The 25,099-nt window shown below is 35.2% G+C and carries 26 protein-coding genes; 13 read left to right on the forward strand and 13 right to left on the reverse strand.

From position 1 onward, the window contains the following. Positions 1 to 31: 31 nt before the first annotated feature. The 7 genes from K0U91_RS15085 (at position 32) to K0U91_RS15115 (ending at position 7,449) form a co-directional block, all read left to right on the forward strand. A complete protein-coding gene (locus K0U91_RS15085; protein ID WP_220179325.1) occupies positions 32 to 382 on the forward strand; it encodes a 4Fe-4S binding protein in 351 nt (116 codons plus the stop codon). Between the two features lie 113 nt (positions 383 to 495). Further along, positions 496 to 1,560 carry a 3-phosphoserine/phosphohydroxythreonine transaminase gene (gene serC, locus K0U91_RS15090; protein ID WP_220179326.1) on the forward strand — a complete coding sequence of 355 codons (1,065 nt, stop codon included), beginning with the start codon at positions 496 to 498 and terminating at the stop codon, positions 1,558 to 1,560. 106 nt (positions 1,561 to 1,666) lie between these two features. Then, positions 1,667 to 2,626 (forward strand): D-2-hydroxyacid dehydrogenase, encoded by a 960-nt coding sequence (locus tag K0U91_RS15095; protein WP_220179327.1) that lies wholly within the window; start codon positions 1,667 to 1,669, stop codon positions 2,624 to 2,626. Between the two features lie 6 nt (positions 2,627 to 2,632). Continuing rightward, positions 2,633 to 3,874, forward strand: a complete 1,242-nt coding sequence (locus K0U91_RS15100) for a DUF1015 domain-containing protein (protein WP_219968931.1) — start codon at positions 2,633 to 2,635, stop codon at positions 3,872 to 3,874. 324 nt (positions 3,875 to 4,198) lie between these two features. Further along, positions 4,199 to 5,596, forward strand: a complete 1,398-nt coding sequence (locus K0U91_RS15105; RefSeq protein WP_220179328.1) for a M28 family peptidase — start codon at positions 4,199 to 4,201, stop codon at positions 5,594 to 5,596. Position 5,597: 1 nt separating this feature from the next. Then, the gene (locus K0U91_RS15110) at positions 5,598 to 6,956 is read left to right on the forward strand and encodes a M20/M25/M40 family metallo-hydrolase (RefSeq protein ID WP_220179329.1); all 1,359 of its coding nucleotides are present in this window, start codon (positions 5,598 to 5,600) and stop codon (positions 6,954 to 6,956) included. A gap of 52 nt (positions 6,957 to 7,008) precedes the next feature. Then, complete coding sequence (locus K0U91_RS15115; protein ID WP_220179330.1) at positions 7,009 to 7,449, forward strand: hypothetical protein; 441 nt, start codon at positions 7,009 to 7,011, stop codon at positions 7,447 to 7,449. A gap of 58 nt (positions 7,450 to 7,507) precedes the next feature. On the opposite strand, the gene K0U91_RS15120 is transcribed toward K0U91_RS15115, so the two are convergent. Beyond that, entirely contained in the window at positions 7,508 to 8,677 is a 1,170-nt protein-coding gene (locus K0U91_RS15120) for an aspartyl protease family protein (protein WP_220179331.1), read from the reverse strand. 87 nt (positions 8,678 to 8,764) lie between these two features. Then, positions 8,765 to 9,340, reverse strand: a complete 576-nt coding sequence (locus K0U91_RS15125) for a hypothetical protein (RefSeq protein WP_220179332.1) — start codon at positions 9,338 to 9,340, stop codon at positions 8,765 to 8,767. Positions 9,341 to 9,508: 168 nt separating this feature from the next. Here K0U91_RS15125 and K0U91_RS15130 point away from each other — a divergent pair, with 168 nt between their 5' ends. Together K0U91_RS15130 and K0U91_RS15135 are read left to right on the forward strand one after the other, a co-directional pair. Then, positions 9,509 to 11,311 (forward strand): ABC transporter ATP-binding protein, encoded by a 1,803-nt coding sequence (locus K0U91_RS15130; RefSeq protein WP_220179333.1) that lies wholly within the window; start codon positions 9,509 to 9,511, stop codon positions 11,309 to 11,311. A 12-nt stretch (positions 11,312 to 11,323) separates the two neighbouring features. After that, on the forward strand, positions 11,324 to 11,812 hold the full coding sequence (locus K0U91_RS15135) for a hypothetical protein (RefSeq protein WP_220179334.1): 489 nt from the start codon (positions 11,324 to 11,326) through the stop codon (positions 11,810 to 11,812). A gap of 61 nt (positions 11,813 to 11,873) precedes the next feature. On the opposite strand, the gene K0U91_RS15140 is transcribed toward K0U91_RS15135, so the two are convergent. From K0U91_RS15140 to K0U91_RS15150, 3 genes are all read right to left on the reverse strand, one after another. Beyond that, positions 11,874 to 12,878 carry a peptidylprolyl isomerase gene (locus K0U91_RS15140; protein ID WP_258561860.1) on the reverse strand — a complete coding sequence of 335 codons (1,005 nt, stop codon included), beginning with the start codon at positions 12,876 to 12,878 and terminating at the stop codon, positions 11,874 to 11,876. 79 nt (positions 12,879 to 12,957) lie between these two features. Then, positions 12,958 to 13,470 (reverse strand): FKBP-type peptidyl-prolyl cis-trans isomerase, encoded by a 513-nt coding sequence (locus K0U91_RS15145; RefSeq protein ID WP_220179336.1) that lies wholly within the window; start codon positions 13,468 to 13,470, stop codon positions 12,958 to 12,960. 94 nt (positions 13,471 to 13,564) lie between these two features. Then, positions 13,565 to 14,638 carry a branched-chain amino acid aminotransferase gene (locus K0U91_RS15150; protein WP_220179337.1) on the reverse strand — a complete coding sequence of 358 codons (1,074 nt, stop codon included), beginning with the start codon at positions 14,636 to 14,638 and terminating at the stop codon, positions 13,565 to 13,567. Positions 14,639 to 14,722: 84 nt separating this feature from the next. Between K0U91_RS15150 and mnmD the strand changes: the two genes are divergently transcribed. Both mnmD and K0U91_RS15160 read left to right on the forward strand, forming a co-directional pair. Further along, complete coding sequence (mnmD, locus tag K0U91_RS15155; RefSeq protein ID WP_220179540.1) at positions 14,723 to 15,397, forward strand: tRNA (5-methylaminomethyl-2-thiouridine)(34)-methyltransferase MnmD; 675 nt, start codon at positions 14,723 to 14,725, stop codon at positions 15,395 to 15,397. 112 nt (positions 15,398 to 15,509) lie between these two features. Continuing rightward, on the forward strand, positions 15,510 to 15,923 hold the full coding sequence (locus K0U91_RS15160; RefSeq protein ID WP_220179338.1) for an NUDIX domain-containing protein: 414 nt from the start codon (positions 15,510 to 15,512) through the stop codon (positions 15,921 to 15,923). On the opposite strand, the gene K0U91_RS15165 is transcribed toward K0U91_RS15160, so the two are convergent. Further along, the gene (locus K0U91_RS15165) at positions 15,920 to 16,345 is read right to left on the reverse strand and encodes a hypothetical protein (RefSeq protein ID WP_219968919.1); all 426 of its coding nucleotides are present in this window, start codon (positions 16,343 to 16,345) and stop codon (positions 15,920 to 15,922) included. The two genes, K0U91_RS15160 and K0U91_RS15165, sit on opposite strands and share 4 nt — an antisense overlap. Further along, positions 16,345 to 17,055, reverse strand: coding sequence for a DUF4294 domain-containing protein (locus tag K0U91_RS15170; protein ID WP_219968918.1), 711 nt, complete (start codon positions 17,053 to 17,055; stop codon positions 16,345 to 16,347). The genes K0U91_RS15165 and K0U91_RS15170 overlap by 1 nt, the downstream gene beginning before the upstream one ends. A gap of 53 nt (positions 17,056 to 17,108) precedes the next feature. On the opposite strand from K0U91_RS15170, the gene chrP reads away from it, so the two are divergent. Further along, on the forward strand, positions 17,109 to 18,185 hold the full coding sequence (gene chrP / locus K0U91_RS15175) for a chryseobasin maturation metalloprotease ChrP (RefSeq protein ID WP_219968917.1): 1,077 nt from the start codon (positions 17,109 to 17,111) through the stop codon (positions 18,183 to 18,185). 330 nt (positions 18,186 to 18,515) lie between these two features. Beyond that, positions 18,516 to 19,166, forward strand: a complete 651-nt coding sequence (gene rpe, locus K0U91_RS15180) for a ribulose-phosphate 3-epimerase (RefSeq protein ID WP_220179339.1) — start codon at positions 18,516 to 18,518, stop codon at positions 19,164 to 19,166. A 108-nt stretch (positions 19,167 to 19,274) separates the two neighbouring features. On the opposite strand, the gene K0U91_RS15185 is transcribed toward rpe, so the two are convergent. The 6 genes from K0U91_RS15185 to K0U91_RS15210 form a co-directional block, all read right to left on the reverse strand. Then, the gene (locus K0U91_RS15185; protein ID WP_220179340.1) at positions 19,275 to 19,691 is read right to left on the reverse strand and encodes a nucleoside-diphosphate kinase; all 417 of its coding nucleotides are present in this window, start codon (positions 19,689 to 19,691) and stop codon (positions 19,275 to 19,277) included. A 297-nt stretch (positions 19,692 to 19,988) separates the two neighbouring features. Beyond that, positions 19,989 to 20,915, reverse strand: coding sequence for a ribosome small subunit-dependent GTPase A (rsgA, locus tag K0U91_RS15190; protein WP_219968914.1), 927 nt, complete (start codon positions 20,913 to 20,915; stop codon positions 19,989 to 19,991). Between the two features lie 104 nt (positions 20,916 to 21,019). Next, positions 21,020 to 22,102 (reverse strand): chorismate mutase, encoded by a 1,083-nt coding sequence (locus tag K0U91_RS15195; RefSeq protein ID WP_219968913.1) that lies wholly within the window; start codon positions 22,100 to 22,102, stop codon positions 21,020 to 21,022. A 348-nt stretch (positions 22,103 to 22,450) separates the two neighbouring features. After that, on the reverse strand, positions 22,451 to 23,029 hold the full coding sequence (locus K0U91_RS16310; RefSeq protein WP_258561845.1) for a hypothetical protein: 579 nt from the start codon (positions 23,027 to 23,029) through the stop codon (positions 22,451 to 22,453). Positions 23,030 to 23,067: 38 nt separating this feature from the next. Then, positions 23,068 to 24,153: a DNA polymerase III subunit gamma/tau gene (dnaX, locus tag K0U91_RS15205; protein ID WP_220179341.1), complete on the reverse strand. Its 1,086-nt coding sequence runs from the start codon at positions 24,151 to 24,153 to the stop codon at positions 23,068 to 23,070. Positions 24,154 to 24,238: 85 nt separating this feature from the next. Then, complete coding sequence (locus K0U91_RS15210; RefSeq protein ID WP_220179342.1) at positions 24,239 to 24,868, reverse strand: TetR/AcrR family transcriptional regulator; 630 nt, start codon at positions 24,866 to 24,868, stop codon at positions 24,239 to 24,241. Between the last annotated feature and the right edge of the window lie 231 nt (positions 24,869 to 25,099).

Consider the following 25,099-nt stretch of genomic DNA (forward strand, 5'->3'; position numbering starts at 1 on the left):
TAATTTTGTGCAAATTTAAAAAAAATTAGCGATGGCTATTAAAATAACTGATGAATGCATTAATTGCGGCGCCTGTGAACCAGAATGTCCGAATAATGCAATATATGAAGGAGCAGTTGACTGGAAAGCTTCTGAAGGTACCGAGTTAAAAGGTACTGTAACATTACCATCGGGGTTAACGGTTGATGCAGATGCGCCGCAAGAACCTGTGAATGATGATGTTTATTTCATTGTTACAGACAAATGCACAGAATGTAAAGGCTTTCATGAAGAGCCACAGTGTGCAGCAGTTTGCCCCGTAGACTGCTGTGTTCCGGATGAAGATCATGTAGAGTCTGAAGAAACATTGCTAAATAAAAAAGCATTCTTACACGGTGAATAATATACGCCGTCTCATCTTTCTTGAGACGGTTTTTTTATCTTTATATTTTTATAATTGATCACAAATAGCAGATTTAGAAATCAGCAAAATCTCACAAAACAAAAAGTAAAATTATGAGCAAAAAGCACAATTTCAGCGCAGGACCATGTATCTTACCTCAAGAAGTGTTCGAAAAATCGGCAGCAGCGATTTTAGATTTTAACGGCATCGGTTTATCTCTTCTCGAAATTTCGCACAGAAGCAAAGATTTTGTTGCAGTAATGGACGAAGCTCGTGCCATCGTAAAAAGGTTGATGAATCTCGGAGATGATTATGAAGTTTTGTATTTGGGAGGCGGTGCCAGTCTTCAGTTTGCAATGGTTCCTTACAATCTGATGAAAGTCGGGGGTAAAGCGGCCTATACAGATACGGGCACTTGGGCTGCAGGAGCTATAAAAGAAGCAAAAAAGATAGGAACAGTAGATGTCGTGGGTTCTTCAAAAGAAAAAAACTATTCGTTTATTCCTAAAGATTATAAGGTGGGATCAGAATATGATTATTTCCACTGTACATCAAACAATACAATTTTTGGAACCCAGATGAAATCTTTCCCTGAAGTAGATACTTTGATGGTTTGTGACATGAGTTCTGATATTTTCTCAAGACAATTAGATTTTTCTAAATTTGATTTAATCTACGCCGGAGCCCAAAAAAATATGGGACCTGCAGGTGTAACATTAGTAGTAATCAAAAAAGAAATTTTAGGTAAAACAGGAAGAGAAAACATGTTCTCGATCTTAGACTATTCTCAGCATATTGATAAAGAATCTATGTACAATACTCCACCGGTTTTCCCTGTGTATGCATCTTTACTGACGCTGCAACATTTAGAAAACAATGGCGGAATTGCAGCTGCAGAAGCAAGAAATGAAGCAAAAGCAAAACTTTTGTATAACGAAATTGATACTAATCCATTATTTGAAACCTTCTGCGTTGAAGAAGACCGCTCTTTGATGAATGTTTCATTTAAATTAGTCGATGAAAGCAAAAAAGAAGAATTTGACGCTGCATGGAAAGCTGCCGGGATCAGCGGATTGAATGGCCACAGAAGTTTAGGGGGTTACAGAGCCAGCATGTACAACGCTTTACCTATTGAAAGCGTGCAGGTTTTAATAGACGTGATGAAGTCAATAAAATAACTTAAATTAGGCAACGCAAAAATTGAAAGATGACAAGATTAAATTTATTAAGCAAATCATCGATTTTTTAATAATTAAATCTTAGAATCCTTAAATTAAAAAATATATGAAAGTCTTAGCTAACGACGGAATTTCAAAAGCTGGTGAACTGGCTCTAAAAGAAGCTGGTATCGAAGTGCTCGACAACAGGGTCGCGCAGGAACACGTTATCAATTTTATCAATGATAATAACGTTGATGTTCTTTTGGTAAGAAGTGCCACAAAAGTAAGACAAGATTTAATTGATGCTTGCCCGAGTCTGAAAATTGTAGGACGTGGAGGCATCGGCATGGACAATATTGATGTAGAATACGCGATAGAAAAAGGTTTGTACGTCATCAATACACCCAATGCATCTTCTAGATCTGTCGCTGAATTGGTTTTTGCCCATTTCTTTTCGCTGGCAAGATTTCTTCATGAATCTAATAGGATGATGCCTCTGGAGGGAGATACCCATTTTAATGCGATGAAAAAGTCATTCAGCAATGCGTATGAACTTTCCGGGAAAACATTGGGCGTTATAGGATTTGGGGGCATTGGTCAGGAAGTCGTAAAAATCGGAATTTCTCTTGGAATGAATGTAAAAGTTCTTACAAGGAAACCGAAAACAAAAACACTTAGTTTGAGTTTTTTTGACGGACAAACTGTTGACTTTGAGATCACTTCTATGAATGATATGGAATCTTTTCTTAAAGATACAGATTTCATCAGCATTAATACACCGAAGACAAAAGAATATATCATCGATACAGAACAGTTTGACATGATGAAAGAAGGTGTATTTATTGTAAATACGGCTAGAGGCGGGGTCATTAATGAAGTAACCCTACTCGATTATATTGACTACGGCAGAGTGGCGGGTGCGGCATTAGACGTATTTGAAAGCGAGCCTGCTCCTGAACTTATTTTATTAATGAACCCAAATCTGTCTCTTACACCACATCTTGGCGGAAATACCATTGATGCTCAGGAAAAAATAGGGGTAGAGCTTGCCGAACAGATTATTGAGATTAAAAAGAAACTATAATTATATATGCCAGTTTTTAAACCTTTCCGTGGAATAAGACCTCATAAAGACTATGAGGCTACATTTCCTACTCATCCTTTAGATAATTTCACCCAGGCTGAAATCACTGAAAAAGCGCAAAAAGAAAAAACTTACATCAATATGATAAAACCATATGTGGTAAGTAAATCTAAAGATGTCGACCGGAATTTAAGGAAGATACGCACTACTTTTGAAGAACTGATAGAAGATAAAACACTTATCCAAGACAGCTCGTCATACTATCTTTATGAGCAGATCTATCCTAATAAACAGGTTTTCAGAGGGCTTTTGGGTTTGGCAAATATAGAAGATTTCTGGGCGGGAAAAATAAAAAGGCATGAAAGTACAATTCCTCATAGAAAAGAGAAATTGGCTCACTATCTTGATAAAGTGAATCTGCAGGCAGAACCCGTTTTGTTAACCTATCCATCAAATTCAAAAATTGAATTGTTGATGAATCATGAGGAAAAAAACGTTCCTATTTTCAATCATATAGACTCGGTTGGGATCAGACATAAAATCTGGAGAATAGACAATCGTTTAAAACTGCAGCAGTTCAAGGAAGTTATTGATCAGATTGATGCATTCTACATTGCAGATGGGCACCACAGAATTGGTTCTACGGCGCTCCATGCCCAACGTTTGAAAGAGAAAAACAAAAAGCACAATGGCACAGAACCTTATAATTTTGTTTACAGTTTTATCGTTTCCAACCAATCGATCAAAATTCACGATTACAACAGAATTGTAAGCAGTATCGGAGATCTTACCACAGAAGAATTTCTTAAAAGATTAGAAAAATACTTTTTAATTCATGAAAAAGAAGAGATCCCTTACTATCCTTCTCAGAAATTCCACATTTCTATGTACATCGATGGAAAGTTTTATTCTCTTCACGTGAAACACGATCTTCGTTCACAAGAGATGTCTTTAGATAATCTTGACCACCATCTTTTAGATAAATATATTATTAAAGATATTCTTAAAATTGAAGATTCAGACAGTTCGGATCAGATTTCTTATGTTAAAGGACGATCAAATATTGAAGGTATCAAGCTTTTAAAAGAAAAAATAGACAGTGGTGAAGGCAGAGTTGGCTTCGGAATTTACCCGGTAAGTTTTAATGATATGATTAAAATATCTGATTTAAAGCTACGAATGCCTCCGAAATGTACGTTTATCGAACCAAAACTGGTCACTGCATTGCTGATGTACGACATGAAATAATTGGCTTCCGGAGTTTGGCTTTTGGCTGATGATTATACAGTAAAAGCGAAAATCAAAATATAATATTTCCTCAGATTTATTTCTCTAAAAAATAAATCTGAGGATTTTTTTAAAATTAAAATCAATATTTAAAATAAATCTTCATGGTCTTTGCTAAGGGAAATCGAAGATTCGACGAAGTCAACGGCTTTGCGAACCTAAAAACGGTTAGTTGTCAAAAATCTTTGCACCCTTTGCGTTAAAAAGCATTAGTAAAAAGTATTATCTAACAGAATTACTGAATTTTTCTTTATTTTTATACACCAAAAGAAAAAGGTCAGTATAATGAAAAAATTCCTGCTCATCATATTTCCGCTCTTTTTGAGTGGATTTTTATTTGCTCAAAAGAAGCCTGTCAAAAAGCCGAAGCCAATTCCGAAATTCAATTATATTGATGAGTTTAAAAAGATTTCAGATGAAATATTGACCAATGGAACTGCTTATGATAATCTTGGTGAATTGACCAAAGGTGTCGGACCACGATTCAGCGCAACTCCCGGTTATGCAAAAGCAACCGAATGGGCTGAGAAAAACCTGAAAGAGGCCGGTGCTGGAAATATCTGGAAGCAGGAAGTGAGAGTTCCGGTCTGGATCAGAGGCAAAGAATCTTTACAGATCAAAGCAGGAAATGGCGAATGGAAAAGCATCCGCATGCTTTCTTTTGGAAATTCTGAAGGAACTGGCGGAAAAGATATGATTTATGATATTCTTTTAGTCAATGATATTCAGGAGCTAGTGAACCTTTCAGGCGCCCAGGTAAAAGATAAAATCATTTTCGTCAACTATCCTATTGATCAGAAAATCGTCAGCACCGTAGATTCTTATCTTATTGCTGCAAAATCAAAATTACTGTCTGCTTCTGTAATCGGTAAAAAAGGTGCACGAGGATTAATTATAAGATCATTGACAACGGCTTCAGACGACATCCCGCATGCCAAACAGATTTATTATGAGCCGGATGACAAAGTGAAAATTCCGGCAGTTACCATCGGAGTTAAATCTGCGGATGAACTGGAAAAACTTCTGAAAAAACAAACCGTAAAAGCAAAACTCAATATGACCGCCGAATCTAAAGGCGAGGCCATCAGTCATAATATCATCGGTGAAATTCCGGGTAAAAAGGATGCTAAAGTTATTGTTTTAGGAGCTCAGCTCGATTCTTGGGATTTTGCTGAAGGCGCTCATGACGATGGCTCCGGAGTTGTACAGTGCTTGGAGGTTTTAAGAACATTCAAAGCGCTGGGTTACGACAACAACCATACGATAAGAGTAGTATTATATGCCAACAGTGAGAATGGTGGGCAAGGCAGGGAAGCCTACGCTGCACAAGTTAAAAAGAAAGAAGAAAAACATATTATCGCTTTAGGCTCAGATTCCGGAGGGTATTCTCCGAGAGGGTTTTCTCTCGATATGTCGCCCCAGAGACGTCGTCTGATTTTCCCCTGGAAAGAGTATTTTTTACCTTATGGTGTATATGATTTCGATCAGACGTACGCAATTCAGGATATAGCACCCTTAAAAAAACTCGATATTCCTTTAATAGAAATGGTAGTCGACACCCAAAGATATTTCGACTATCATCATTCAGAAAAAGATACTTTTGATAAAGTGAACAAAAGAGAATTACTGCTAGGAGCGGTTGTGATGACGCAGATGGTTTTTATGATTGATAAAAATTGGTAGTATGGAAAAGATAACAGTAGCCATTGCAGTATTTTTAGGTTTAAATACATTTGCTCAATCCAAGGAAGATTCCACCCAGTTTAACAAAATTTCAACCGAGATTCTAAATAAAGGAAAGGCATACACCGAACTAAGAGATCTCACCAAAAACATCGGTCACCGTTTAAGCGGGTCTGAAGCATATGAAAAATCGGTTCAGTGGGCGGCGCAAAAATTGCGTGATGCCGGAGCAGATAAAGTGTGGCTTCAGGAAGTGATGATTCCGGTTTGGGAAAGAGGAAAAGAATCACTGCACATCCAGGCCGGCAACGGAAAATGGATGAAGCTTAAGATGCTTTCTCTCGGAAATTCTGAAGGTACAGGAGGCAAAGATCTTGCGGGAGAGATTATCATGGTAAAATCTTTCGCAGAATATGAAAAAATTCCTGCAGAAAAAATAAAAGATAAGATTGTTTTCTTCAACTATCCTTTCAGTCAGTCGTATATCGAAACTTTCAAAGGATATAGTGATGCATCTGCATACCGTTCAACTGCTGCTTCTCTGACTGCACAAAAAGGCGGAAGATTTGCCATCGTAAGATCGCTGTCATCAGCGTTTGATGACGTTCCGCATACCGGAGCGATGAGATACAAAGACAATGTGGCAAAAATTCCTGCGGTCGCCATCGGAACTATAACAGCTGACGAACTCGAGAACCTTTTAAAATCACAGAAAGTCACAGCAAAGCTTAATTCCAACTGTGGGATGAAGGGCGAAAAACTCTCTCACTCTGTCATCGGTGAAATCGCCGGAAAGAAAGATCAGAGTGTCATCGTTGTGGGTGGACATCTTGATTCATGGGACGTTGGCGAAGGCGCACATGACGACGGCGCAGGAATCGTTCAAAGCATTGAGGTTTTGAGGACATTTAAAAATTTAGGCATTAAAAATAACCATAACATTCGCGTGGTGTGCTTTGCCAACGAAGAAAACGGAGTAAAGGGTGGACAACAGTACGGGAAGAAAGTAAAGGAAAAAGGCGAAAAACATCTTTTTGCTTTAGAGTCTGATGCCGGGGGATTTTCACCGAGAGGTATTGCGCTGGAAATGGATGATGCTAAAAGAAATCAGATCAAAAGCTGGTCGACATTGTTTTTACAGTATGGAGCGTATGATTTTGAAGGCAGATATTCAGGGACAGATGTGTATCCGCTAAAAGATATGGGAATACCAACCGCTGAACTGGCACCTGATTCTCAACGGTATTTTGACATTCACCATACCGAAGAAGATACTTTCGAAAAGGTGAACCGCAGAGAATTGCTGTTGGGCGCAACAGTGATGACGCAGATGATTTATATGATTGATAAGAATTGGTAAGTACAATTTCAGCTGTATGAAAGTGTTATATTTTTTTATCTTTATTATGTCTGTGTTAAATTTTGATGCTCAGGAAAAGGTGTATGGAGATTATAAAAATGAGTTTGGTGAACGATTAATACTGAAAACCAATCATACTTTTGAGTATTACTGGAATTTTGATCTTGCATCAAGTTGGAATGTAGGAACTTGGGAAATTAAAAATAAAAGATATATTTACTTAACTATTAACGAAGTACAAGATACTTTAAAATCTGGAAATAAAGTTGAGATGGTTTTATCTCCGGACAAAATTTCTAATGAGATAGATATTAATCATTATGGATTGAGTTTAATTTCAGGTGGCGGACAAAATAGGAGTTTGCCTCCAAAAAAACTTTTAGTGAAAAATAAGAAATTATTTACTTTTTCTAAATCAGGCAAAATTCAAAACAAAAAAATAAAATCAGTTATCAACGCGAAAGTAAATTCAAAACCCTGGTTTAAGAAATAATCTTGAATACTAAAAAACTTTCTTCCTATTCTATTAAATTTACCGAATTGATGGGATTTTAATTATTCAAATATTCCTTCCTATCAACCGTAAAATCTAAAATCTTACCCTCACGTTTCACTTTTACTTTAATCTGATTTGCTCCCTTCTCTACCCTGTTTAACAAGTAATTACATGAAGATGCTTTATCTAAGTTTTCAAAGCTGGCGTTGTTGATACTTAAAATTTCATCGTCGATTTTGATAGGATTAGAAGTCCCCTGAAACACCAAAACAACTTTGGCTTTCAAATCAATAAAGCGGTATGCAAAACCAAATGACTCCAGCTTTGGAGGTATGTTTGCTAAACGGTGCAGATATACTTTGTTATTCTGCCAGTCTATGATAAACTTAAACTTTTTCAGGAACTCATTTCCCACAAGACCAGAGTTTCCTGTCATTATGATTTCGTTTTCAAATTTTTGTCCTGCAAGCATTACCTCATTTGCTCTAAAGTGATAAGATGATAATGGTTTTCCTGTTCCGTAAGCGCCAACAGAATTTACCCCGTAAGTCTCAACAGATTGTACTTTTCCATTTTGAGGATCGTAATTGTTTTCAGAAATCTTGATGCCGCCTGTAAAACCGGTGTCGAAGGTCAGATTCATTTTTTTATCTAAAATCTGAGATTCTATCATCGGTGTTTTCTGGGGCTTCGGCTTAAAATTGAAGACTGTTTCATATTCGTTTGTTGAAAATTCTTTGAGATCTTTTGCTGCTTCCAGAAGATTTTCAGAATAATTGATCCTCCAAAAAAGTTTCGCCATCTGATTAGCCCCGATGATGCCGTCAATCTTTAAACATCCGAATTCGGGACCTTCAAGATCGAGCACTACGGCACCGATGTTTTTGAAAACAATCTGGTCGACGATCATCTCAGGAAGTTCCGTAAAAATTTGTTGCTGTTTGTTTTTCTGTGAATCTCCTACTTTGCTTGTATGCTTTTTCTTAAGATTCAGTTCGTTGTAAACTGCAGAAGAAATCACCGTGGGTGCACCGGTATCAAACAGAAACTGATACGGTTTTCCATTGATGAATACATTGACTAATGGTAGTTCGTTAGCAAAAGTCAAATTGATCTTTTCAACAGGATTTATCAATACTACTTCCCCACTTTCAAAAAATCTTTTTCCCTGCGCAGAAACTGATGTGATGTAACATATCAAAAATATAAAAAGACTTTTCTTCATGTATTAATTTTGTACTAAAATAGGTATTTTTTCACCTTTAAAGCTAACAAATAATAAATTCAATTCATATTAATCGTATCCTCAAATCTATATTTTATCCAAAATCTTCTTCGGCAAAATTTTGGTAAGCTGAGATTTATTTTCCTTTTCTGCAAAAACAATCTTCCATGATTTTTTATCTTTTGAAATGGCGCAGACTTTCATCGGTGCATTGATGAGATAAGAACCTTCACTTGCATTATATTTTACATTGGCTTTGCCATATTTTGAAGTAAGCATTTCACCGATTTTCTTCTTCATGTTCTCATCCATGGAACCCACGCTTCCTTTCAACGTAAGGTAATAATTGGCAATCGAAAAGTATTCACCGCTGATCAGCTCCGGCTTTTCAATGTTCCCGAATTTCATGTTCTGAACTTCGATCTTCATAAACGGATTGTTGTACGTCATATTCAGCAACTGGGTCATCTGATCTTTTGGCATCACCGTAAAAAATTTGGGATAGATGCAGTTCACTGCCTGATCGATTTTTTTAGATTTAATGCTGTTGACAAAGTAACTGACAGATTTTTTAATCGCAAGACCTTCGGGAGTTGCATTTGCCTGTGCAAAAGAAAAAACAGAAAATACGATAACAAGAAGTGTGAAAAATTTTGTTTTCATAAGTTTAATTTTAATAAAAGATGATAAATATCGATGCTCAAATGACGGCTTCAAATATATGTAAATTTTGGAGTTTAATAATTGATAAAATCTTATCCTGCATTTTGATTTAATCCGCTATCTATCCGATTTATATCTGTAATTTTGCACCCAAGTATTTCTAACAGAATGAAAACATTATTACATTATCTTAAACCTCATAAATGGCTTCTGATCTTATCATTGGTCTTAGCAACAATCAATCAGGTATTTTCTTTATTCGGTCCTGCAATCACAGGAAATATACTCGATCAATTAGTAACGCACCCCAACTTTTTTGATAAAGAAAAAATGATGTCCAGGTCGCTGGATGAATATTTATACGGAACTGATCTGTACCACGGAGCATTTTATTTCCTTGGTTTATTGATAGGAACCGCAATGGTCAGCAGAATTGCCAAAGCTTTTCAGGATTATGTGGTGAATGTAATCACCCAAAAATTCGGGGCCAATATTTTTACCGACGGACTGCAACATTCAATGGCACTTCCTTATCAGGAATTTGAAGACCAAAGAAGTGGCGAAACGCTTTCTATTTTAACGAAAGTAAGAGAAGATTCTGTGAAATTCATTACCAATTTCATCAATATATTTTTCGGAATTCTGGTAAGTATTATTTTCGTGTCTGTGTATGCCATTCGTCTGCACTGGTCGATTATGCCGGTATATGTGGTGGGAATTTTCCTGATTGCATTCATCACCAATTTATTAAGCAAAAGAATTAAAAATATTCAAAAAACAATCGTTACAGAAACAACAGGTTTGGCAGGAAGCACCACAGAAAGTCTTCGCAATATCGAGATCGTAAAAAGTTTAGGTTTAACGAAGCAGGAGGTAAAACGCCTGAATAATAATACTTATAAAATTTTAGGGCTCGAACTTAAAAAGGTAAAAAGTATCCGTTCACTGAGTTTCATTCAGGGAACAATGGTGAATTTTCTTCAACAGATGATTACATTGACACTTTTATACCTGATTTTCAAGAACATTGTAACTCCTGGGCAATATCTTTCATTAATGTTTTACGGGTTCTTTATTTTTGGTCCCATGCAGGAAATCGGAAACATCATTATCTCGTATCGTGAAGCTGAAGCATCACTACATAATTTTGACACGTTGATGAAAAAGCCGGCCGAAGAAAAACCCAATAATCCAAAACAAATTGGTTCAGTTGAAAAATTAGGATTTAATCATGTTTCTTTTAAGCATCAAAGTGCTTCTTACAAAGCACTGAACGATATTTCTTTTGAAGTGAAAAACGGGGAGACAATTGCTTTTGTAGGACCGAGTGGTTCAGGGAAAAGTACACTAGTAAAATTACTTGTAGGATTGTATCGACCAAAAGAAGGTGATATTTTTTATAATAACATCAACGGAAATGAATTCGATTTTGACGAACTGAGAAATCAAATCGGCTTTGTGACCCAAGATACCCAGCTTTTTGCAGGAACCATCAAAGAAAATCTACTGTTTGTTAATCCAGATGCGACAGATGAAGACCTGCAATTGGCCTTAAAAAAATCCAGCGCCACAACATTGATCGAAAGAGCTGAAAAAGGAATTGACACCGTGATTGGTGAAGGTGGACTGAAACTAAGCGGCGGCGAAAAGCAAAGAATAGCCATTGCCCGAGCTTTATTAAGAAAACCTAATCTGTTGATTTTTGATGAAGCAACCTCTGCATTAGACAGCATCACCGAAGAGGAAATCACTTCTACCATTAAAGAAATTTCTGAAGAAAAAGAACAGATCACCGTACTGATTGCTCACCGGTTAAGTACGATCATGCATGCAGACCGAATTTATGTTCTGGAGCGCGGTAAAGTGATAGAAACCGGCTCGCATGAGAATCTCTTGGAACTGAAAGGGCTGTATTATGCAATGTGGAGACAACAGATTGGAGAGAGAAAGGTGATTACACCAAATATTTAAATTGATATTATAATGAAAAAACTGATTACAATTATAGTCGTTATTATTTCTACATCTCTTTTTAGTCAGAATAAACCATTTACCAATCTTGTTTTCGATCAAGTTATTATTTACGATTTTGAAGGAGGTAAGGGTTCGGAAAGCATGTATATCATTGGTGATAATGGAAAATTATCTAAAAATGTAAAAAAGCAGGTTGTTTTAGACCAAAAAACTATTAAAATTTTAAATACGAAACTTGAAAGTAAGCTATCATATGGCGCAGGAACTGCATCATGCTTCGAGCCTCATCTTGGAATTGTTTATTATTTTAAAAACAAACTTGTGGCGCATATCTCAGTTTGTTTAGATTGCAATAGACTGCAATCCAGCAAAAATATAATTGCTCAAAATCAGGGTAGAATAGGCACAGGAAAAGATTCTTATTATCTGTTGGATGGCATGAGTAAATCATTCAGAATTTTTCAAAAAAATAATTGTTTGATAATCGCAAATCTTTAATTAGTAAATCATAAAAAGCCGTCTCTCGCGAGACGGCTTTTTAATTTTATATCAATTTCGATTAAGGAACTTTTACCAATTCCACATCAAAGATCAACCATGCATTTGGCGGAATTACTCCTCCTGCACCTCTCTCTCCGTAACCCATTGCCGGCGGAATCAAAAGTGTAGCAGTTTCTCCTTCTTTCAACAATAAGATTCCTTCGTCCCATCCTTTGATTACTCTCCCGGTTCCAACAGGAAATTCAAGAGGCTCATTTCTTTTAAATGAAGAATCAAACTCAGTTCCGTTGGTTAACTTTCCTGCATAATGTACAGAAATATTGTCTCCAGCTTTTGGTGCTTTACCTTCGGTTTTCTTAGTGATTTTATAGTATAAGCCGGATGCTGTAACCTGCATTCCTGCTTTTAGATCTTCTAAAGCTTTTTTAGCCTCTGCTTCAGCTTTTTCAGCCATTGCTTTGTTGTTGGCAGCAATTTTAGATTTTCCTTCGGTGAAAGTTTTTGCAGCATCATAACCTTTGTACTCATCACCTTTACTGAAAATAGAAACTTTTTGAAGAACAATATCGGTCTTTGGTTTGTCCTGAGGACCTTTTTCTACGTTTGCAATTTTATCAATCACATCATCACCTTTCACAACTTCTCCGAAGATCGTGTGCTTTCCATCTAACCAAGGAGTTGCAATTTCAGTAATGAAAAACTGAGAGCCATTGGTATTTGGTCCCGAGTTAGCCATAGACAGAATACCTTTTCCTGTATGTTTCAGGTCATTTTTCTCGTCTTCAAATTTATATCCCGGATCTCCCATTCCTGTTCCCTGAGGATCTCCTCCCTGGATCATGAAATCTTTGATCACTCTGTGGAAAATTGTTCCGTCATAGAAAGGAACTCCTTTCGCTTTCGCTTTATTTTCAATTTTTCCTTCTGCAAGACCAACAAAGTTAGCCACAGTCACAGGTGATTTTTTGTCTTCGAATTTTACAATCAGGTTACCCTGAGTAGTCTGAAGATTGGCATAAAGTCCGTCTTTAAGGCCTTCGTAAGTTTCTTTGTCTACGTTCATTTTCTTATAAATTGGTGTACAACTTAGCAGCGAAGCACTTGCTGCTGCCAGAATTATATTTTTGTTAAACAATTTCATTTTATAGAACTTTTAATTTTATAATTAAAGGAATATCGTTATCTATTTTATTTTCGTCTCCGAATGTTCCGTAAGCCAGTGATGAGGGAACAAGAAGTGTAATTTCTTCACTGTCATTCATATATCTCAATGCGTTTTCCACTGCTTTTAATTCATCAAAATGTCCGAATCTGGCGTCATTCCTCTGAATCGATTTGTCATAAATTTTTGTCTGATCAAAATCATAAAGATCATAAGAATACGAAATCGGAGAATCATCCGGTCTTCTCTTTCTTTTATCAAAATTTTCTACCGTCGTCCAGTAATTAAGCTGAGTCGGATAAAATTTAATATCCTGGGCATTCACCCAATCCTGAATCTGCTGTCTTTCCAAAGTATTCAGATTTTTCATCCTGTTTCTAGAGACATCAAGGTCACTTTGGCTCAAAACACCACCTACCGGCGGATGCACTTGCGGAGCATTTCTTTTGCAGCTAAGAAGCCCTAAAGCGGATATGAGAAGTATTTTTTTCATAAAACTTTTGCGAAAATACGCATTTCAAAGGATATAAAAAACAAAAAAAGCCAAGAAAAAATCCTGGCCTTATATAATTGAATTCAGCTGAGAATTAAGCTGTTTCTAAAACATCTTTTTCAACCAATACTCTCCATCCAAATGAATCTTCAGTAACGTTGTTTTGTAAATGGACAAGATCATTTTTCAATAATGCTGCATAACTTTCATCATCAGAAAGTGTCGGAAGCTGTAATTTCTCTCCCTTATATCCTAAGGCTTTAAAAACAGTCGTCACAACAGCTGTACCTACACCCCAAACTTCTTTTAAAGTTCCGTTTTTGTGAGCTTCTACAACGGCTTTCACAGCAATTGGTTCTACTTTCACATCTAAACCTCTTTTGTTTGCTAGCTGAATAAAGCTATCTCTGGTTACCCCATCTAAAATTTTCTCAGAAGTTGGCGGCGTATAAATCGTATCATTTATTCTTACGAAAACATTCATTGTTCCGCTTTCCTCAAAATATTCGTGTGTAGCATCATCAGTCCAGATAATCTGGTCATAACCTTCTTCCATAGCCAATTGTGTAGGATAAAAAGATGCAGCATAATTTCCAGCAGCTTTTGCTGAACCTACTCCACCACTTGCCGCTCTGGAATAATGATCTGAAATTTTCACAGATACAGGATCTGCATAATAACTTTTAGCAGGTGTTGCAACGATCGCAAACATATATTTATTGGCAACTCTCGCTTTCAAAGCTTCCTCTGTTGCGAAAATCAAAGGTCTTATATATAACGACATACCTTCTCCCTGAGGAATCCAGTTTCTGTCTGTATCCACTAATGCTTTAAGGCCATCTAAAAACATTTCTTCTGTAACTTCGGGCATTGCCAGACGTTTTGCAGACTTATTGATACGTTCAAAATTCTTCTCGGGCCTGAAAAGGAAAACCTGTCCGTCATTGTCTTTGTAAGCCTTCATGCCTTCAAAACAAGCCTGTCCGTAGTTTACTCCCATCATCGCAGGCGTAAACAGTAAAGGACCGTAGGGAACCAATTTCACATCGCCCCATTTACCGTTTTCATATTCACAGATAATCATGTGATCACTGAAAGTATTTCCAAACGAAAAATTATTGGGATCGAAAGTAGAAATTCTAGAGTTTTCTGTTTTTTGAATTATCATTTCTTAAAATTTTTATGATGTTCTACAAATTTAACATAATTTTTCAAATATAAAAATTTTACATTAAATTTGAAAAAAAATACTTTGAAAAGAGAGATCAGAACAACAAATGACGGTAGTAAAACATTGTTTATCAGCGAATTAAATGAAAACTATCATTCACATCACGGTGCACTACAGGAGGCAGAACACGTGTTTATCAAAAACGGATTAAATCTTATCAATTATTGCGAAATTAACATTTTAGAACTCGGTTTTGGAACAGGTTTAAATGTTTTGGTGACAATTAATGAATATTTAAAAACTGACAAAAATCATACGATTAATTATTTTACGCTAGAAAAATACCCAATAAATGAATCTGAAATCGAAAATTTAGCCTATTCTGATCTTTTTGATAACCCAGAATTAAAAAATATTTATCAAAAAATTCATCAAAGTGAGTGGGGAAAATCGACAGAAATTGTTAAAGGTTTTGTCTTAAAAAAAATACAATGTGATTTTTTTGATCTTAAAAATATTGATTTACCGGAGATAAATCTTGTCTATTACGATTGTTTTGGTGCGAGAGTGCAACCTGACCTGTGGGAAAAGCCTTTATTTGAGATGGTTTCAGATAAAATGGGTATTAACGGACTGTTGACAACATATTCATCAAAAGGAAGCGTCAGAAGAATTCTAGGGGAGCTTAATTTTAATGTAGAAAAAAAACAAGGGCCACCCGGAAAGAGAGAAATGATCAACGCTGTAAAACTATAGTTCGGAAGCTGAGTAGCAAAGATACTTAACTAACAAAACAATTCCCAACCTCCAACATCGGAACTGCAGCTTCAAATAATTTTCACTATTTTAGCTCTACAAAATATTAAATATGATAGACAAGATTAACGTAAGGGTTTATGCTTGTGCAGTAAAAGACAATACGGTTCTTACGCTTTTTGAAGAATATGCAGGACAGCCGTTGTTGAAATTCCCAGGAGGCGGATTAGAATTTGGTGAAGGCTTGACAGACTGTCTTCATCGTGAGTTTGATGAGGAATTAAATGTCAAAATAGAAATTGTAGAACATCTTTATACTCAGGAAGATTTCTTGGTTTCCAGATTTCGAGAAAATGAGCAACTCCTTACTATATATTATACGGTTAAAATTGTCAATGAGGAAGATTTCCTGATTCTTGATCCGTGCATCGAAAGAACAGAATGGCTTCCGATTGATACAGAAGTAAATCCTTTCAGTTTACCAATTGATAGAATAGTTTTTGAAAAACTTAAGGAAAAGATTTAAATATCAATACTATATTTTCCGTAAGATAAATCGTTCGCTTTTTCGGCTTTCACATATTTTTTAACCCAAGAGATTATTGTAGAAACAGTACAATCATCATCAATACCATCATATCTTCTTGCGTAGATTACCCTTCCACTTTTGTCAACAATATAAAAAATAATAATTTTACCAATTTCAGTTGTACAATTCAAGGGTGGCCGATTTTTCAAATCTCTACCAAAAGTTCCTGGAATGTAAGAAATCATTTTTCTGTCAACTCCAACCTGACTTTTGATTTTTTGTTCATCAATAAATGTGATACACTGCAATTCTTCATTTTCGTTAGTTTTACCATTTCCTGTTCCAAGTTTTTGAGAAAGGAATAAGGTATTAAAAACTAGAAAAAAGCAGAATGCAAACGTATATTTTATTAAATTCATTAATTTGAAACTTTAAAATCTTTTGCTCCGGGATATGGTTGCAAGTAGCCTGAATTCCAATTAGATTGCAGAAGCGATTCTAAAAATTCATCGGTTCTGTTTTTATGCGGATTGTATTTATCCTTCAAATCAATATCTGCCATTTTACCTTTTACATTCCACCAGAAAGCGCTCCAGCCGCCACGCATCTCTTTAATGATTTCAAAGACATTTTTACCTGTAGCACGGTTCATTAATTTAGCGAAAACCTGGCCTTCTGTCGTGGTAAGATCTCTAAGTTGCTTTTCATACTGGTCTGCGAGCATATTCTGACGGTCCTTTATATATTTTCTTTTAGCAGCAGTATCCATAACCATCATCTCTTTCTGAATATCTCTATATTGTTGTAAAGCTGTTAAAAATAGCGGGTAAACTCTGTATAACTTTTTATTGAGAAAAAAATAGTAGTTTTTATCCAGCTGATTATTAAATCTGGGTTTATTCAGCAAGACCAATTCATCCATTACCACTACCGTTTCACCATTAATTTCATAAATCTTAGCCTTCTGTCTCTCGTCGTAATAATATTTATTTCCAAACTCATCGGTCTTTAGCTGATCTTGCGGATATTGGCTCAAAGGCTTTGCAATAATAACAGAATCTCTCTGTTGCCCAAATACAGCAACACCAAAAAAGAAAAGAAAAAGAAAGGTGACTTTGTGAAATTTCATTATTTTTACACGTATTATTAACAAAACTTAATTACAAAAATCATTCCTTAAACATGAAATTCGAAAAGAAATCTTTGAAATTTTTAGAGAAATATTTAAACACTTCATCACCAACCGGATATGAACACAAGGGCCAGGAAGTTTGGATGAATTACATCACACCGTATGTTGACAAAATTGAAATTGATCATTACGGAACCTGCTATGGAATTATCAATCCGGAAGCTGAATTCAAAGTGGTTATCGAAGCTCATGCTGATGAAATCTCATGGTACGTAAATTATATTACCGATGACGGATTAATCTATGTAATCAGAAATGGAGGTTCAGATCAAACGATTGCCCCTTCAAAAGTTGTACATATACATGGTGAAAAAGGAATTATAAAAGGAGTTTTCGGCTGGCCTGCCATTCATACAAGAGGAGCAAATCAAGACGAGCCTACTCCAAAGATTGAAAATATTTTTATCGACTGCGGAGCCACAACGAAGCAGGAAGTAGAAGATTTGGGAATTTTCGTTGGTTGTATGATTACTTATCCGGATGAATTTTTCGAAATGAATGACCGTTATTTTGTATGCAGAGCTTTAGATAACAGAATCGGTGGATTTATGATTGCCGAAGTAGCAAGACTGTTAAAAGAAAATAAAAAACAGCTTCCTTTCGGTCTTTACATCACAAATTCGGTTCAGGAGGAAGTGGGATTGTATGGCGCAGATATGATCGCCGATACTATAAAACCAAATATTGCGATCGTCACCGATGTAACGCATGACACCACAACCCCGATGATCGAAAAGAAAAAAGAAGGGGATCAAAAATGTGGAAATGGCCCCGTTGTTTTCTTTGCACCAAGCGTTCATCATATCATTAGAGAATTAATTATTGATACTGCAAAAAAGAAAGAAATTCCTTATCAGCGAGCAGCAGCAAGCAGAGCCACAGGAACAGATACTGATGCGTTTGCGCACTCAAACGGCGGTGTTCCAAGTGCATTAATCTCATTACCATTGCGTTATATGCACACAACAGTTGAAATGGTATCAAAAGAAGATGTAGGAAACGTGATTCAATTGATTTATGAAACACTTCTCAACATAAAACCTGAAATGAAACTGAAATATCACTAAAGTGAATGTTTTAATTGATTTAGTAAAACGGCCAACATTTGCATCGGTTTTCGGTCTGTTTGCATCGTCAATACTTATCCTTTTAATCATCTATCAATTATTATTTAGTGATCTTAATGGTGGTGGAAGTCTAGGAATAGTGATAGAATTTATGATATTACTTTCACTAATTTTTTTAGTTGCAGTAGACAGAATAATACTATCTGTATTTAAAAATCTATTTTGGCTTTCAGTTTTTGAAGGCATCTTTATTATATCTTACCTAATCAATTATTATATAACTCACGACAACAGCTTTTCTATAAGTTAATGAAAATATAAAAAGTAAAAATGAAAACTAAGCTAATCGCTCCTTCCCTTTTATCCGCAGACTTCGGGAATCTGCAAAGAGATATTGAGATGCTGAACAATTCACAAGCTGACTGGTTACACATTGATGTTATGGACGGAAGATTTGTTCCCAACATTTCTTTTGGTTTTCCGGTCATGAAAACGATTCAGCAACATGCAAGAAAATTCGTGGATGTACATTTAATGATTGTTGAACCAGAAAAATATGTAGAAGAATTTATCGAATACGGGGCAGATCTGGTTTCAATACATTACGAAGCTTGTACGCATCTCCACAGAACGATCAATTTAATTCAAAGCAAGGGAGCAAAAGCTGGGGTTGTTTTAAATCCTTCCACCCCTGTTTTAATGCTTGAAGATATTATTGCAGATGTTGATTTGGTTTTACTAATGAGTGTAAATCCCGGATTCGGCGGTCAGAAATTCATTGAAAACACCTATAAGAAAATTGCAGAAACAAAAGATTTGATTTTAAGTAACAATTCTACTGCACTGATCGAAATAGATGGCGGCGTCAACCTTGATAATGCTTCTAAACTTTTCGAAGCAGGAGCAGATGTATTGGTTGCCGGTAATGCAGTTTTTTCGACAGAAAATCCTGAAAGAACTATAGAACTTTTAAAAATGTAATTTCACAATTATTTTTTGTAAGATCCAATAAAGCAATCTTATAATATGATTGAAAAATAAAAAAAATCCGGAAATTTTCCGGATTTTTTTTATTTTGAAAGAGTTTTCTTAGAAAATCTCTCTTCCTGAAAAATGGAATTGTGCTTCAATAAGAGCGTTCTCATCAGAATCAGATCCGTGTACCGCATTTTCTCCAATGCTTCTGGCAAACATTTTTCTGATAGTTCCTTCAGCAGCATCTGCAGGATTTGTAGAACCGATTAAAGTTCTGAAATTTTCAACTGCATTATCCTTTTCTAAAACCGCAGCAACAATTGGTCCTGAACTCATGAAATCAACTAGTTCACCATAAAATGGTCTCTCAGCATGAACTTCATAGAATTTTTTAGCATCGGCAACTGTTATCTGAGTTAATTTTAATGCTTTAATTTTAAAACCTCCTTCTGAAATTTTACCTAAAATCGCTCCGACATGTCCATCAGCAACAGCGTCTGGCTTTATCATTGTAAATGTAATGTTAGACATAAAATGTATATTTTTTAATGGCACAAAACTACGAAAAAAAACCAAATATTATTTTAATTAAATTTTAACGTTATATAACACTTATTAAGAAATTGATTGCTTCTATTTGGCATATTAATTGCAACTATAATTTCGATTCTCATGTTTAATTTGAGTTTTCATGGTTATTAGTTTTTACCCAGCCTCGGCTGGGTTTTTTATTTATAATATAAGCCAAGTAAAATTTTGTTTTATAAATAGAAAATCTAATTAAACATGTTGATGTCTAATTTTGAATAAAAACAAAAAAAATAGATTTTAGTTTTCAGAATTTTCTTCAGCCTCTTCCATTAATTTAATGTAGGTTGAATATCGGGAATGTTGAATTTCACCGGTTTCTAAAGATTCAAGTACAGCACATTTGGGTTCGTTGATGTGCATACAATTATGAAATTTGCATTCTTTTCTTTTTCTGAAAATTTCCGGAAAATAATGCTGCACTTCTTCTTTTTCAATATCAATCATTGCAAATTCTCTTACACCAGGTGTATCAATCACATTTCCGCCAAAATGCCAAAAGTGCATTTGTGCAAAAGTTGTCGTATGTTTCCCTTTGAGATGTGTATCAGAAATTTCTGATGTACGGAGATTCAAATCAGGTTGTAAGGCATTAACCAAAGTAGATTTCCCACATCCTGAATGTCCGAAAAATACTGAAGTCTGGTCTTTAATCAGATTTTGTAAATCTTCTAAGTTTAATTTTGAATAAGACGAAATTTCAAGGCTGTCATAACCAATCTCTTGGTACAAAAACTGAATATCTTTAACGATCTCAATTTCTTCTTCATTTAAAACATCTATTTTATTGAAAAGAATGAGAGGCTGGATATTGTAGGCTTCACAACATGCCAGAAAACGATCCAGGAAACCGAAAGACGTTTCGGGATGTTTAAGCGTAAAGATAAAACATGCTAAATCAATATTTGAAGCTATAATGTGCGCTTCTTTTGAAAGGTTAACCGCTTTTCTGATAAGATAATTTCTGCGTGGCTCAATCTTGGTAATCCACGCGATATCATCCTGTTCAAGCTGAAATTCAACAAAATCACCCACAGCAAGAGGATTAGTCAATCTGGTTTTGATTAATTTGAATTTACCACGAATTCTCGCCTCGAAAATTCTATCGGTTTCCATTTCCAAAACCTGATACCAGCTTCCTGTAGATTTAATGATTTTTCCTTTCATATATATGAATGCAAATATAAGAAATTAGGATTAAGCTTATGTGATTTAGTTGAAGCTGTTGCAAAGCTTCTTACTTCATGATCTTATCCCAATTTCCTACTCTTTTACCTTCTGTCGATCATGATATTATTTTGTTTTTCAATAGATTCTTCGTGTATGGCTTTGAAAACTTTTTCAATAAAATCCTGTGACATTCCTGTTTCTCTGGCTTTCTGCACAGCATATTCGGTAATCACCTTCCAGCGTTCCGGCTGAAAGATGGCAATATCGTTTTCTTTCTTCAGTTTTCCGATCTGCTCAGATATTTTCATTCTTTGAGAAAGCAATTCGATCATCTGAAAATCCAGATCAGAAATCAAAGTTCTATGTCTTCCCATTTCATTATCAAAACCCGCCAATCCGGAGTTTCTCACTTTTAAGTTTGAAATTAATTCACCTAAAACTTCAGGAGTAATTTGCTGAGAAGCATCACTCCAGGCTTCATCAGGATTGGAATGTGATTCTATAATTGCACCTTGATAACCAACATTTAAAGCTTCCTGTGTGATATCTGCCAAACCGGTTCTATTGCCGCAAATGTGTGAAGGGTCGATCAGCATTGGGATATCCGGGAACTGACTTTTAAAATCTAAAGCAATCTGCCAATTCGGATTATTCCTGTATTTTGTTTTTTGGTACGTTGAAAACCCTCGGTGAATAGCGCCTAAATTTTGAATATCCTGTCCTAAAAGTCTTTCTAATGCACCGATCCACAGTGCTAAATCAGGATTTACAGGATTCTTTACCAGCACTATTTTTTGAGTTCCTTTCAAAGCTTCAGCAATTTCCTGCACTGTAAACGGGTTGACCGTAGAGCGCGCTCCAATCCACAAAATATCAACATCTGCTTCTAAAGCTGCCGAAACGTGATGTGCATTGGCAACTTCTGTGGCAGTTTTGAAACCGTATTCCTGTTTTACTTTTTTTAACCAGTTTAAACCGATAACTCCTACTCCTTCAAAACCATTAGGCTTGGTGCGGGGTTTCCAGATTCCTGCACGAAAAATAGGAACCTGAGCACCACTATTCTTTATCCTTTTTGCTGTCTCAAGCATCTGCGCTTCACTTTCTGCACTGCAAGGTCCGGCAATCATCATTGGTTGCGGAAATTCTTTGATCCAGTCGTTTTTTAAATCTATTAAATTCATGTTGTGTATATCTAAAGGTCGCATTAATGATAAAGCTTTATAAAATTAATTTATAATTCTTATCAAAAAATGCTTTTAAAAATGTAATTAATTTAGAGAAGAAAATTATAAATTTTCTGTATTTTTTGAGAAGAAATTCGGTTATCTATACCAATAAAACCGGCAATAATTTCTGAAATTTCTATTATAAGTAGCAGAAAAACTGATATAGCTGCTAAAATAATCAGCAGATAATAACGTAGACATATATAGGAATAGTGATTTTTCCAATCGATAATAAGTTGTCTATTTTAAATATTTAATTCCTGTAAATCATTTCCAGTAAATTAAAGGGTAAAGGTATAAAAATTATGTCAAATCAAACTTCATTAAATCATCAAGATCTTTCAACAAAGGATTAATTTCAACAAATTTTTCAAATTTTTTCTTAGTGGTTAATATTTCCTGTCTGAGATTTTGAGGCTCGTGTTTAAATTCAAATACAATTGAATGGTTATTTACCTTATGTTTAAAATGATTGAAAAACTCGGTACTGATTTTATCAAATTCTAATTTTGCAGAGCCAGACGGATATTGAATCTGTATAATTTTTTCGTCGATCTTTTTTAATTTAAAAGATTTTATAGCGCTGAAAATAACCGGATCTTTTGTCCGAAGATGTAAGAGAAGAAGATTCCATTCTGACTGAACATCTGTATCTGTAAAATGATGCTCGTGCAGATCTTCATTTTTTGCAATGACGGCATCTTCAACTTTTGGAGTATCTTCATTGTTCATTAAAGAACTGATGTTGATCCCGGACGAAACTTTCGATTTTGAAAGAGGTTTTGAGGATGTTTTTATAGTAATATCCGCAGGAGGTTCTTCTGTGATCTGAGGTTTTATAAGTACTTCTTCTTTCTTTCCTTCAATAATTTTTGAAGGCAATTTTATTTCCGGTTTCTCATGCAGAAATGGAGCTGATATTATAAACTTTTTTTTTTAGCCGTATCTCCAACGTTTGTAAGTGAAGCTAACTGCATCAAAGCAATTTCTACGGTAAGCCTCGGATTTTTAGAATTTTTATAATTGATATCCGCATGATTGCAAATCTCAATTCCGTCAATTAATTGCTGAGCATTCCAATTCTTTGCCTGTTCTACAAATTTAATTTTCGTTTGCTCACCGACTTCAATTAAATCAATCGTTGAAGCATTTTGCGCCATCATCAAATCTCTAAAATGATTTCCTAAACCGGCAATAAAAATATGCGGATCAAAACCCTTTTTTACAATTTCGTTAAATGCAAAAAGAACTTCAGGAATTTTGTTTTCTTTTGTAAAATCAACGATTTTAAGATACTGATCGTAGTCCAAGATATTGAGTACTTCAGCAGCTTTTGCAAGCGTAATATTTTTTTGTGAAAACGTTGACAGTCTGTCAAAAATTGAAAGTGCATCTCTCAATGCTCCATCAGCTTTTTGTGCGATTAAATATAAAGCATCATCTTCATATTTAATATTTTCTTTTTCGGCAATCTCTTTCAGATGCTCCTGAATATCAAGAATAGTAATTCTCTTAAAATCATAAATCTGACAACGAGATAAGATGGTAGGAATAATTTTATGCTTCTCTGTTGTAGCTAAAATAAAAATGGCATGAGCCGGCGGTTCTTCCAAAGTTTTAAGAAAAGCATTGAAAGCAGCAGAAGAAAGCATGTGCACCTCGTCAATGATATACACTTTATACTGACCAACCTGAGGCGCAAAACGCACCTGATCAATCAATTCCCGAATATCATCAACAGAGTTATTGGATGCAGCATCCAATTCATAAATATTATAGGCAAATCCGTCTTCAGAAACTGAACCGTCTTTTTCGTTAATCTTCCTTGCTAAAATTCTCGCACAAGTTGTCTTACCAACCCCACGTGGACCGCAGAAAAGAAGAGCCTGTGCCAACTGATTTTCTTCGATCGCATGCTCTAAAGTATCTGTAATATGAGATTGCCCAACTACAGCATTAAACTGTTTCGGACGGTATTTTCTTGCAGATACTATAAAGTTTTCCATAGCCCAAAAGTAAGAAATATAGTTCTAATCTGAAAGTATAAATTTTCAAATCAAAACAATATCAAACTTAAATTTCCAGTAATAATTATTTCTTCTGGTACGCAAAATCTATGATATCAGTTATTGCTTTCTCAATTTTTTTTCTTCCGGCCTCAGATTTTGTATCAATTCCACAGAAAGTGCTCCCATTGTGCGCCGTGTACAGATTAAGATGATAAATTCCTGCAACAAGCAATGCGGTAATAGCTCTGTATTCTTCAGATTTTTCTCCAAAATACGGATCTGTGATATTTGTAAATAAACTTTCACCTACCTCTTCACGTTGCTCAAACAATTTTTTCAGAATAAGACGGCTTTCAGATAGTTCCCAAACAATTATTTTTTGTAGCTCTTTATTTTTTCTCAATCCTTCAAACTGATTAAGTAAAGCGATTTTAGACATTTCTTTACCACCGTCAGACAGATCGACATCCATCTTTTTTTCATCTACCCTGCTCCAATAATCCTGTGATCTTATATATTCATCGATCAACTTGTCTGTACTTCCAAAATACTCATAGATTAATTTCTTATCAAATCCTGCAACAGCAGCGATTTTACTTACCATCAATCCAGAATAACCTTTGGTTTTTAAGATCTTCCCTACTGCGTTCAGTAGTTTCTGTTTTGTTTTCTCTTTATCCCTTATCGGACCTTGTACAACTTTTCTAGGCATGGTCTATTATTTAATATTGCAAAAGCAATTTATTATTTATAATTTAAGAGCTGAAACTCTGAATTTTAATATAAAGAGAATAAAAACAGCCCTATTATTATATTAAACATCATCCTTATGTTATAGTGAATTGTATAAATTCCCACATTGAGGATAAAGATTTATAATAAATACGATATTAATATGGATTTGGATTTGGCTATAATCTAAATTTTATTCTTGCAAAAATTT

Source organism: Chryseobacterium sp. LJ668, from assembly GCF_019613955.1.
GTDB lineage: Bacteria > Bacteroidota > Bacteroidia > Flavobacteriales > Weeksellaceae > Chryseobacterium.